The organism is Parafrankia sp. FMc2 (assembly GCF_041008525.1).
In the GTDB taxonomy this organism is placed as follows: Bacteria; Actinomycetota; Actinomycetes; order Frankiales; family Frankiaceae; genus Parafrankia.
This window is the reverse complement of sequence record NZ_JBFLUG010000040.1, coordinates 50,896-62,784: the sequence shown is the minus strand read 5'-3', so window position 1 is coordinate 62,784 and position 11,889 is coordinate 50,896. Positions and strand designations below refer to the sequence as shown.

The 11,889-nt window shown below is 72.6% G+C and carries 8 protein-coding genes; 5 read left to right on the top strand and 3 right to left on the bottom strand.

The genetic code is table 11. The annotated features are described in order from the left end of the window. Nucleotides 1-1,633 (bottom strand): serine/threonine protein kinase (locus AB1460_RS16250; protein WP_368962207.1); only part of this gene is annotated, 1,633 nt, incomplete at its 3' end. 105 nt (nt 1,634-1,738) lie between these two features. Then, nucleotides 1,739-2,722, bottom strand: coding sequence for a helix-turn-helix transcriptional regulator (locus AB1460_RS16245; protein ID WP_368962213.1), 984 nt, complete (start codon nt 2,720-2,722; stop codon nt 1,739-1,741). A 442-nt stretch (nt 2,723-3,164) separates the two neighbouring features. Here AB1460_RS16245 and AB1460_RS16240 point away from each other — a divergent pair, with 442 nt between their 5' ends. From AB1460_RS16240 to AB1460_RS16220, 5 genes are all read left to right on the top strand, one after another. Continuing rightward, complete coding sequence (locus AB1460_RS16240; RefSeq protein ID WP_368962206.1) at nt 3,165-4,055, top strand: class II glutamine amidotransferase; 891 nt, start codon at nt 3,165-3,167, stop codon at nt 4,053-4,055. A gap of 889 nt (nt 4,056-4,944) precedes the next feature. Beyond that, nucleotides 4,945-5,850: an LLM class F420-dependent oxidoreductase gene (locus tag AB1460_RS16235; protein WP_368962205.1), complete on the top strand. Its 906-nt coding sequence runs from the start codon at nt 4,945-4,947 to the stop codon at nt 5,848-5,850. Between the two features lie 377 nt (nt 5,851-6,227). After that, a complete protein-coding gene (locus tag AB1460_RS16230) occupies nt 6,228-7,379 on the top strand; it encodes an ATP-binding cassette domain-containing protein (RefSeq protein ID WP_368962204.1) in 1,152 nt (383 codons plus the stop codon). Continuing rightward, a complete protein-coding gene (locus AB1460_RS16225) occupies nt 7,376-8,137 on the top strand; it encodes an ABC transporter permease (RefSeq protein ID WP_368962203.1) in 762 nt (253 codons plus the stop codon). Before AB1460_RS16230 ends, AB1460_RS16225 begins: the two co-directional genes overlap by 4 nt. A 154-nt stretch (nt 8,138-8,291) precedes the next feature. After that, nucleotides 8,292-10,943 (top strand): FUSC family protein, encoded by a 2,652-nt coding sequence (locus tag AB1460_RS16220; protein ID WP_368962202.1) that lies wholly within the window; start codon nt 8,292-8,294, stop codon nt 10,941-10,943. On the opposite strand, the gene AB1460_RS16215 is transcribed toward AB1460_RS16220, so the two are convergent. Next, a complete protein-coding gene (locus AB1460_RS16215; RefSeq protein ID WP_368962200.1) occupies nt 10,874-11,353 on the bottom strand; it encodes a hypothetical protein in 480 nt (159 codons plus the stop codon). The two genes, AB1460_RS16220 and AB1460_RS16215, sit on opposite strands and share 70 nt — an antisense overlap. Nucleotides 11,354-11,889: the final 536 nt, after the last annotated feature.

Genomic DNA, 11,889 nt, shown 5'->3' with positions numbered 1-11,889 from the left:
GCAGAAGACCGCATACGCGTTCCGTTCTGGTCTCGTGGGTTCGGGGATGTGTATAAGGGCCCGGTGCTGTGCCGGGCTGGTTCTGCGCGGTGCCGGCTCCACCGCCTGGCGCGTTGACCGACCCCGGGCCTGGCGGCGGCAGGCCGGCCTGACCGGGGTCGGGGCTGGGGAACGCGGGTCCGGGTGCGGTCACGCCGGCGCCGGGTCCGCCGCCCTTCGGATCCACGGGCCCTGGCAACTCCGTCGCCGGGGGCGGGCCGGGTGCACCGGCCGAGGCTTCCATGGGGGCTGACGGGGATGGGGCGCCGGAGCGGGTGAGCAGGATCGCGGCGAGTGCGCACACCACGATGAAGGCGACCGCGCCCACGGCGCCGAGGAACGACGGCCGGCGGGTGCCGCCATGCCCGCGGGACGGCCTGGCGGATGGGCCGAGTGGGCCGCCGCGCGGGGCCCGCGCCGGCGGGGTACCCGTCGCCCCGGCCGGCCCCGCGGACGCCGCGCCGGGAACATAGGTCGGTGGCTCCGGCGGTCCCCCGTTCGGGGGAGGGGACGCCGGTACCGGCGCGAGCCGGTAGCGAGTGATCTCCGCGGCGACGGTGGGTGGCAGCCAGCCGCTGTCGGGGTGCTGGCCGGTGCCGGCGGTGAGACGTCCGACGGGGCTGGTGGAGCCGCAGAGGGTGATCAGCTCGGCGGGGGTCGGGCGCGCGGCTGGGTCCTTCGCCATGCACCGCGCCAGGATGTCGCGCAGATCGTCCGGGCAGCCGTCCCAGTCGGGCTGCTGGTGCTCGATGCGGTGGAACACCGCCGCGTCCACCCCGAACGGGGGACGTCCGGTGAGGGCGAAGTAGGCGGTGGCGCCGAGCGCGAACACATCGCCCGGCTGGTCCAGCTGCCGGCCCTGGACCTGCTCGGGTGCCATGAACGCCGGGGTGCCCAGCCGGGCCCCGGTCTGGGTCATCGCGGCGGTCGCGGCGTCGATGGCGCGGGCGACCCCGAAGTCGATGACACGTGGGCCGTCCGGGGCGAGGATGACGTTCCCGGGCTTCAGATCGCGGTGGACGACACCGGCCCGGTGGATGGACTCGAGCGCTTCGGCGATGCCGGCGATGAGCAGCAGGACGCTCGGTGCTGGCAGCGCGCCGGTGCGGGCCACGGCAATCGCGAGGGATGGGGCGGGTACGTAGGCGGTCGCGATCCACGGGCGCGCGGCGGCGGCGTCCGCGTCGATGACCGGCACCGTGTACGGGCCCTGCACCCGCTGCGCAATCGCGACCTCCTTGGCGAAACGCGCGCGGAAGTCGGGGTCGGTGGCGAACTCCGGGCGCACGACCTTGACCGCCAGCGGACGCCCACCGGGAGTGCGCGAGAGGTAGACGGCGCCCATGCCGCCCTCACCGATGCGTGCCTGGAGCGGATAGCCGCTGATCTCGTACGGGTCGGTGGTGGCGAGCGGAGTGAAGATCGCGTCCCAGGGTGCGGTGGTGACGGCGCCGGGTGCGGAGGTGCCGTGGCCCGGCATGGACCCCGCGAACCCCATGGACCCCGCGAACCCCGCGGACCAGCCGGACGGCAGCGGGTCAGGGAGCGGCGGTTGCCGGTCCGGGCCGGTCGTCGTGGGTAGCGTGCTGCTCATCGTGCCCTCCGGGCGCCGCCTGCGCGCCGCCACGACCGTCACGGTGGGAACCGATCATGGCTCTACGGGATAGCCGGCGTACGGATCGCCGATGTCCGTTTCCCATCATATTGGCTGGTCGGGAAGGTCGCGCGGCCGGCTGGCCCGGTCCAGCCGGCCGGCCAGCACCCGGACGTGTTCGACCAGCTCCGGCGGCTCGAGCACCTCGAAGTCCACGCCGAGGAGGGACAGGTAGAGGGCCAGCGAGTCCAGCGAGTTGGAGCCGGTCCGGACCAGACAGGTCTCGTCATCCACCGGTTCGATGGTCATGGTGGACGGTGTGGTGGAGCGGGCGATCACCTCGGCGGCCGCGTGGAAGCGCACATGCGCCTGGAAGCGATAGCCCGCGGTCGACACGGACCACGAGGCGTAGTCCCTGATGTCGTCCGCCGGTGGCTCCCGCGGCGGGAATGCCGGGCCTGTCGGGGTCTTCGGCGAGATCCGGTCGAGCCGGAAGTTGCGCCAGTCGTCGCGGGCGAGGTCCCAGGCGACGAGATACCAGCGCCAGCCGGTGTGGACGAGGGTGTGCGGCTCGGTGCGGCGGGACGTCTGTGCGCCGTCGTGGTCGCGGTAGTCGAACCGCAGAACCTGGTGCTCGCGGCAGGCGGTGGCGACGGCCATCAGCACCTCCGGGTCGACCGCGGAGGGGTTGGTGCCGTGCAGAGGCACGGTGACGGAATGCAGGGCCTGCACCCGGTGCCGCAGTCTGGCCGGCAGCACCTGCTCCAACTTGCTCAGGGCGCGGACGGACGACTCCGCGATGCCTTCGACCGAGCCGGCTGTGGCCGTGCGCAGACTCACCGCCACGGCGACCGCCTCGTCGTCGTCGAGGAGCAGGGGAGGGAGTCGCGCACCCGCGCCGAGGCGGTACCCGCCGGCGACACCGGAGGCGGCATGCACCGGATAGCCCAGGCCGCGCAGCTTCTCAACGTCTCGCCGGACGGTGCGAGGAGTGACGCCGAGCCGCTCGGCGAGGTCGGGGCCCGACCAGTCGCGCTGGGTCTGTAGCAGCGAGAGCAACCGGAGCAGCCGCGCGGAGGTCTCCAGCATGCCCATCAGTGTGCCCGGGCCGGCGGACGGATTCTGTCCGCAGGGGTTCTCCGTCGGCACAGCGCAAACCCGGCCCGCGTCCGGCCCGCGTCCTGCGCGTGGGGCGGGGGCGGGGGCGGAACAGGCGGATACTGGCTGGCTGAGGGCCCTGTGGCGGGGTGGCTGACCCGCCCGTGGGCGTGGCGCGGGTCCGGTCGGATACCGGTCGGGCGCAACCCGGGGCCGGGGTGCGGGTACGGGGTGGCCCGCTGGTGGTCGGCAGGCGCTCGGTTCCGGCGTGACAGAGGTGATCCTGGGCAGGTTCCGGGCAGCGTGCAGGATTTCGGGCGGGACGGGCATCCCTGCCCGCGGGCCCCTGTGCGCCAGCGGATTCTGGTGGCTGTGACCATGTGGCCGGTTGATCAGCGCTCGCGGTACGCACCGGGGCGCGGGGAGGTCTTGTATGTGCCATCTGTTCGCCATGAGCAGCGGCCCCGAGCGGATCGAGGCGACCTTCTGGCTGCTCGACGCGCCGGACAACCCGCGGGCGCAGACCCGTCGCCCGCCGGACGGCGCCGGCTTCGGCGCTTTCGAGGCGGATGGCACTCCGCGGGTGGCCCGGCAGGCGATTCACTCCCGCGCCGACACCGCGTTCGCGCGGGAGGGCCAGCAGGTGGTCTCCTCGACGTTCGTCGCGCACGTCCGGCACGCCTCGACGGGGCGGGTGGACGACCGCAACACCCACCCGTTCCTGCAGGAAGGGCGGATCTTCGCGCACAACGGCGTGATCGAGGGCCTGGACAAACTGGACGCCGAACTCGGCGAAGCCCGCGCGGGCGTGGCGGGCGACACCGACTCGGAGCGGTACTTCACCCTGATCACCAGGGAGATCGCGGCTCGGGACGGTGACGTCGGCGAGGGCATCACCGCCGCCGCGAACTGGATCGCCGAACACCTCCCGCTCTACTCGATCAACATGGTGCTGGCGACCCGGCACGACCTGTGGGCGTTGCGGTACCCGGACACGAACGGGCTACACGTGCTCCAGCGGGCACCGGGCGGGCGTAACCAGCGCCACCTCGACCATGCCAGCCCGTTCAGCGAGATCCGGGTCCGGTCGCTCGACCTGACGACCCGGCCGGCGGTGGTGGTGGAGAGCGAGCGCATGGACGAGGACCCGCGCTGGCGTCTCATGGCCAGTGGCGAACTGCTCCATGTGGGCCCGGACCTCACGGTGACCTCCCGGGTGGTCGTGGCCGGGCCGCCCGCGCATCCGCTGGACCTCGACGACCTTCGCCCGGAGGCCGCCGCGTCGCAGACCATCGCGGTTCCCGACCTGCAGATCCCCGCCTGAGGACGTGCCCCCGCATCCGCCCGGGGCCCGAGTACCCGTTCCGCGCACCGCGCACCGCCGGGCCCCTCCGGTGGCGCGCGGACGTCCCGTATCGCCGGATGTGCCGGCCCCGCCATCCGAGTTCACCACAGCCTGTGGATAACTTGTGGAAAGTGTGTGGAGAGCTGTGGACGCCCGCATCGGTCCCGCAGGTGTCCACGGGCTCGCCGTGCCGCGAAATGCCTGGTGGATAGGCATACGCCCGATGATCAGACCACGGGCCGCCCACGGGCTGCCTGTGGACGCCCTGTTGACAGTCGGCGGGAGCGGAGCGCCCGAGGGAGCCTGGCGGCGACCCTGCGCGCTCGGGCGCGCGACGGGCTCCGTTACAGGCGCGGGATGTCCAGGGGCCTCGCGGTGATCGGTGAGATGCCTGACCGGCCCGTTCGGGCCGGTCGTCGGGGTACGTGCGGAAGGGCACCCGGGCGGGCCGTGCCAACGCCGCTACCTGGGTTGCTGCCACCCGGCACCGGCCGGTCGACCGTCGCGCGGGGGTCACTCGGTCCGTGCTGACGGTGACGATTGTCCCCTCTGCTGGCTATGGTCGTCACAGGGCCCATCTCACCCGAGCCGCTGCTGTGGCGCTACACCGGCTCCCGGGCGAAAACCCCGTCAGTTTCTCCGGAGGCACGTGTTCCGGTCTTCCCGGAACTCCGGCGGCGGCGATCCGGGGGCCAGCCGACTCGTCACATCAACGGAACAGATGTCCCCGATGTCCATCGCTCGACGCCGATGGCACATCCAGCAGGACCACACCGAGACGTGAGGAGGAGCGCGGCATCGGGTAAGGACGACCCGATCGGATCGCGGCGTCGACGACGACGATGTGACCAGCGAGAAGGGATCACGAGTGACCATGAATGTCGCCAGGACCGGGCTCTGGATGTCCGCCGGGCAGTGGCCACACGGCACGGCTGAGCGCCGCGACACCGCTCAGGAGCTCGCGGAGCTGGGCTACGGCATGGTCTGGCTGGGCGGCGCCACGGCGGACCTCGAGCTGCCGGCAGCGGTGCTGGAAGCCACCGAGCACCTGTGCGTCGGCACCGGGATCCTCAACATCTGGACCGAGCCGGTCGACCTGTTGGCAGACACCTACGGCATGCTCGAGAAAGCGCACCCCGGGCGCCTGCTGCTCGGCATCGGCGCGGGGCACGCGCGCGCGGTCGAGGCCATGACCGGTCGGCGCTACAGCAGTCCGCTGAACGCCGTCGTCTCCTACCTGGATGCGCTCGACGCGGTCGGTATCCCGCAGTCCGCCCGGGTGCTGGCCGCCCTCGGGCCGCGCATGCTCGGGCTGGCCGCCCGGCGTTCCGCCGGCGCGCACCCCTACCTCGTCACTCCGGAGCACACCGGGCGGGCACGGGAGATCCTCGGGCCGGGCGCCTTCCTCGCCCCCGAGCAGAAGGTCGTCCTCGAGGCGGACTCCGACCGTGCCCGGGGGATCGCCCGGGCCGCTCTCTCGCCGTACCTCGACCTGCCGCACTACACGAACAACCTGCGCCGGCTCGGCTTCACCGACGCGGATCTCACGGCGGGTGGCAGCGATCGCCTGGTTGACGCACTGGTCGCGTGGGGCGACATGGAGACTGTCCGGGCACGGCTCGACGAGCACCGCGCTGCCGGCGCCAACCACGTGGCCGTGCAGCTCCTCACCGGGGGCAGGGATCTGCCGCGCGAGCAGTGGCGCGCGCTGGCCACGGGCCTCGACCTGAGGCCGGCCGCCGTGGCGGGGGCGCCTTCCGGGGCAGCTGGCTGAGGCGGTGCGGCCCGGCGCCTGCGCCGGGCCCCGCTCCTCTCCGAACCGAGCTCAGCCGCCTGCGGGCACGTACCCGGGCCCGTGCGCCGGCCAGATCATGCCAGTGGGCGCCTCGGCGCGTCCGAGCGACATTCCGGCTGACCGTACCCTGGCCTCGGGGGACAGCCCGATGGCCGACGAGTTCCGTCCCGTGTGTACTGGACGGGATTTGTTCAGGCGGCGACCGGAAACATGTGGCCTGTCGGGCTCCCGACAGGCCACATGTCTTTCGGTGACCCCCATGCTCCGGAAGTGTCGGCTGGCGATGCAACCATCTGGTCAGCGGCGGCGGGCAGACGGGGCCGCCGGAGCCCGACTCGGACCATGAGAGGAGCGTGATGATCGAGGCACGCGGGCTGACGAAGCGCTACGGGCGGACCACAGCGGTCAACGCCCTGACATTCAATGTTCAGCCCGGCAAGGTGACCGGTTTTCTCGGCCCCAACGGCGCCGGGAAGTCGACGACAATGCGGATGATCCTCGGGCTCGACCACCCCTCGGCCGGCGACGTCCGCATCGGCGGCCGCCGCTACGCGGATCTCAAGGAGCCGCTGCGTGAGGTGGGCGCGCTGCTGGAGGCGAAATGGGTGCACCCCAATCGCTCGGCGCGGTCGCACCTGCGCTGGATGGCGGCGGCCAACCGCATTCCGGCGAAGCGGGTCGACGAGGTGCTGGAGATCGTCGGCCTCACCGGCGTCGCCGGACGCCGGGCCGGGGGCTATTCGCTCGGAATGGCCCAGCGCCTGGGCATCGCGGTCGCGCTGCTGGGCGACCCCGGAGTCCTTCTCTTTGACGAGCCCGTGAACGGTCTCGACCCGGAGGGCATTCTCTGGATCCGCCAGTTCATGCACCGGCTGGCGCACGAGGGCCGCACGGTGTTCGTTTCCAGCCATCTGCTGTCGGAGATGGCGCTGACGGCGCAGGAACTCATCGTCATCGGTCGCGGTCGGCTCATCGCCCAGACCAGTACCAAGAGCTTCATCGAGTCGGCCTCCGACTCCTCGGTGCGAGTGCGCGGGCCTGAGCTGGCCCGTCTCTACGGCGTGCTGACCGGGCAGGGCCTGGCAGTTCAGGAGGCTCCGGCCACCGAGGACTCCCCAGCGGCGCTGGTCGTCCGGGGCACCTCCACCGAGCAGGTCGGCGAGCTGGCGGGCACGGTCGGCCTGGTGCTGCACGAGCTCACCGAGTCCCGCGGCTCCCTGGAACAGGCCTTCATCCAGATGACCGGTGGGGACGTCGAGTACCAGGCGGGCGGCCACACCGCGGCTGGTGCTGCGCCGGGCGGGCCGGGCGGGCCAGGCGGTCCAGGTGGCCCGGGCGGGCCATCGGCGGCCTTCCCGCCGCCGGGCACCGTGCCACCGCCCGGTTCCGGCACCGGCCCGGTGCTGCCGGGTCCAGTCACCCCTGGGGTTTCCGGAGGCCCGGCCGGGGCGCCCGCCCCACCTGCCCCGCAGCCCGGGGCCGAGGCCCGGAGGGCGGGTAAGCCATGACGCTGCTGACTGTCGAGCGGATCAAGCTCTTCTCCACCCGTTCCCCGTGGTGGTGCATGATCATCGCGGTGGCGCTGACCGTCGGCCTCACCGCCATCTTCAGCGCGGCGACCACATCGGACGACCTGGACAGCCTTACGCCGGCGACCACCCAGTTCGCCTACAACTTCGGGCTCGTCGTGATGATGGTGATGGCGGCGCTGACCGTCACCACCGAGTACCGGTTCGGGACGATCCGGTCGACGTTCCTCGCTGTCCCCGGCCGTACCCCCGCGCTGCTGGCGAAGACCGTGGTCGTCGCCGGTCTCGCCGGCATCGTCGGGGAGATCACGGCAATCGGGTCCTGGGGCCTCGCGAAGGTCATCCAGCCTGATGCTCCGCTCGCGCTGGACACCAGCCAGGAGTACCGCAACGTCTTCGGCGTCGGGCTGATCTACCTGCTCGCCGCGGTCTTCGCGATCGGCCTGGCCCTGCTGATCAGGCACACGGCCGGCGCAATCGTGATCATGCTGGTGTACCTGTTCCTCGCCGAGAGCCTGCTGCCCGTCATCCCCCGGATCGGGGATCACATCCGGGACTGGCTGCCCTTCATCGTCGGGAACAACTTCATCGTCGCGGGCCAGCCGGAGGCCAGCGACGGCCCGCCGGTCATCGAGGGGCTGCCCTTCGGCCCCTGGGGATCGTTGGTCTACTTCACGGTGGTCTGCCTGGTTCTGCTGGCAGCCGGTCTCATCGCCGCGAAGCGTCGGGACGCCTGAGCAGCCGCTGCTACCCAGGCCTGATCCACGCGCCTGAACGCTCGCCCCGGTGGGGCCGGACCATCCGGCCGGGGCGAGCGATCCGGCGGTACGCGCATCGTGAGCTCCCAGCCGGGTAGCGCCTACCCCGATGCGACGGCGACGGTGGCGGTGGTTGCGGTGGCTGGGCACCCATGACCCCGGGCACTTCTGCCTCACCTCGGCGGCCCGGGTCGCGATCGTGGCGCCCGTCGTCCTGGTGGGTGCGATCGCGTTCGTCGGCAACGTGCGGATGTGCCTCTTCGCCTGGTTCGGGGTCATCGCGCTGCTCGAGTTCGTCGACTTCGAAGGCGCCAGGCGGGAACGGCTGCGCGCCTACCTGATGCTCACGGCGAGCGGTGCGCTGCTGATCGTGCTGGGCACGCTCTGCTCGCGGGTACTGGTGCTGGCGGCCGTCGCCTCGGCGGTCGTTTCCTTCGTCGTCATGTTCGCCGGGGTTCTCAACCCCTATGTCGCGGTTGCGGGCCGCTCCGCTCTGCTCGCGTTCGTGCTGTCAGTGATGACGCCCGGCCCGCTCGCGGCGATCCCCGAGCGCCTGGCCGGGTGGGGGCTCGGCGCCGCGGCGTCGATCGCCGCCGTGCTGGTGCTGTGGCCACGCCGCCCACCCGACAGGCTGCGTGCCAACATCGCCGCCGCCTCCCGAGCCCTCGCCGACGGCGTGACCTGGCCGCCTGCCGCCAGCCGGGAGCACACCGCCAGCCGGGAGCCTGCCGCCGGCGGCGAGCACGCCGGCGCGGACCCCGACGCTGACGAGGCGGACCCCGACGCTGACGAGACAGCGCGGGTCTGGACGGAACTGCTGCGGCTGCGGCGGGAGTTCGCCGCGACGGCCCACCGCCCGACCGGGCTGGGTGGACGGGCCGCGGCACTCGGCTACGTCTTCATCGACCTCAACTGGCTGCTCCCGTTCGCGTTGCCCTGGCCCGAGCGGGACCGGACCGCCCGGGCCTGCTTTCCCGCCGAGGCCGCCGAGGTCCACGAGGCGGTCGCGGCGACCCTGCGTGCGGTCGCGACCAGGATCGAGCCCTCGCGGCACCACCGGCGCGGACTCCGGCACAGATCCCGGGGCGGGCCCCGGCCCGGTGACGCCCACCAGACCGACGACCGCCTCGGGATGGCCCGGCTGGAACGGTCCGAACGGGCCATGCGCGCGGCACTCCTGCGATACCTCCGGAGTCAGGACGTCCCCGCATCCCCGGCACGGGCCGCCGGCGCCGACCATCCTGGCGAGTGGGGGACATCCGCTGCGGCCGACGTGCCAGTGCACAGCCCCCCGGCGGTCGCAGCCGCGGAGGCGTTCCGCCTGCGCCGGCTGGCACGCGGCACCCGTGATCTGGCCCTGAACGTCCTGAAGGCCACCGCTCCCAGCCGCCGTCCAGGCCGGGTGCCCGGCAGCCTGCCCGCGACGGAGCTGACCCGGCTGCGGAGCTGGGCCCGGGAGCGAGGAAGGGTGGCGACCGATCTCGCCGTCGGCTACGCCAGCACCCGCTCGGTGTGGTTCCGCAACAGTGTGCGCAAGGCCCTGGGGATCGCGCTCGCGGTGGTCATAGCCCAGGTCGTCGGTGTCGACCACGCGTTCTGGGTGGTCCTGGGGACCCTGTCCGTGCTGCGCACCAACGCGATGGCAACCACCTCGGCCGCCCTGCGGGCGCTGGCGGGCACCGTGATCGGCATCGCGGCGGGCGGCCTCGTGGTCATTGTCGCCGGCGACACGACCGCAGGCCTGTGGGCACTGCTCCCGCTCGCTGTCTTCCTCGGGAGCTACGCGCGCCGGCTGGGCGCCTTCGCGCTCGGGCAGGCTGGCTTCACGGCCACGGTGATCCTGCTGTTCAACATCGTGGAGCCCGAGGGATGGCGGATCGGGATCGTCCGGATCGAGGATGTGATCATCGGGTTCGCCGTCAGCATCGCGGCCGGTGCGCTGCTGTGGCCGCGCGGCGCGGTCGCCGTCCTGCGGGCTCGGGCCCGGGCCGCCTACCTGAGCGCCGTACACTTCCTCGTCCTCGCCGCCTCCAACCTGCCCCACGAACAACGGCAACCCGGCCGGACGCCGGACGAGGCGGCCCGCGCCGCCCGCGGCGCCGTTCGCGCCGGACGGCTCCTCGACGACGCCGTGCGGCACTTCCTCGTCGAGGACCCGCCGGAGCGGTTCGACATCGACGCCCTGATGATGATCGTCGCCGGCGCCCAGCGCATCCGCCGCACGGCCCAGCTGTTGCGACAGGGGGACGTCCCCTGGCCCGCGGACCTGCCGGAGATCGACAGGGGTACCGCGTTCGGCGCTGCCTTCCCGGCGGCTCGGGCCGCCCTCTCCCAGGACATCGAAGGCCTGTGCTTCTGGTACCGCCGTTTCGCGGACGCCCTCGGCGCCGCCGGCCGACCACCGGCCCCCGACCTGACCCCGGGCAGGGGCGGCCCGGCGGGTCTGGCCCTGCTGCGAAGCACTGACGCGGGGGGCGCCAACGCGGGTGGCACCGACGCGGGGCCCGGGGCCACGAGGCCCGGGACCACGGGCCCCGGGACCGGCCCGATGCCGGAGATGATCGCCGGCATCGCGCTCGCCGCCCGCGCGGCCTACATCGACATCCTGCGGGGCATCGAGCCGATGATGACGGCCGCCGCGCTCGCACTCGAACGGCCCGCCTGCGACGACGTGGACGGCCTGTGGTCCTCCGGTGGCCCGGGACCCACCGGGGGTCAGGCGCCTGACCCCCAGCGGTCGCGCCCGGCCCCGGTGCGCTCGTCGGCCTTCATCCGGGCCTCGTGAACATGCCGGTGCCCGCCGACGAGCTGACCGCGCACCCGCTCCTCCGTCGTCACGAAGGGCCGGTAGTACAGCGCGTCGTACTCCTCGACGATCTGGAAGGTCCACCTGCCATCGAGGACATTGCGCCCGTGCAGTTCCTTCCGGACCTCGGCGGCAACACGCTCGTGACCGGCCTCCCGCAGTGCCTCGAGTGCCTCGCCCAGAATGATGTCGGCACGCCCGGAAAGATGATGGAACGAGTACAACGCGCCGCGGGCCCGTTCCACCCACTCCAGTGCCTCGCTCAGCTTGCCGGTAGCAACCGCGGTCGCGTCGTCGACCTCCGGAACAGTCCGGTCGTCGTCGCCGCAGCCGGCCGCCGCGGCGGCCGACCGGTTCGTGGTCTGCGGGACGTCGCTTCTGGTCACCATCTCGGCGTGCCCTCCGCCGCGCAGCGGCAATCCCTTCGCTACCGGCCCCCGTTGAACAGGCGCTCGGCACTCCCGCGGCCGAAGCTGCGATACTCGACCATGGCCGCCCGTCCGGCGACGGCACGGACGGCCACGCGGAGCAGGCACGGAACGGCACACCGGGCGAACCGGGGCGCAACCGCCTGAACCGCGAGGTCAGGAGGGCTCGCCTAGTGGCCGATGGCGGCGGTCTTGAAAACTACGCGGGCTGCCGATCGGCCCGGCGCCATGTGGTCCTCCTGACCTCGGTGAACATTGCCTGACCTGGCCGGATGCTTCGCCGTGATCGTCGGGGTGTGGTCCCGGTGAGTCTCACGGAATCCCACTGTTGACCATGGTTCACGGGCACATGGCGGGCAGAACCCGGGCCGGATCACGAGGCGTCAGCGGCCGTTTCCGCCCACGGGCCGGTGGTCGTCGTGCCTCCCATTTCTTTGTCCCGTCAGATCATCGGGCGCCCAGCCGGGGAATGGGCACTCAACTGGAGTCACCGGCGC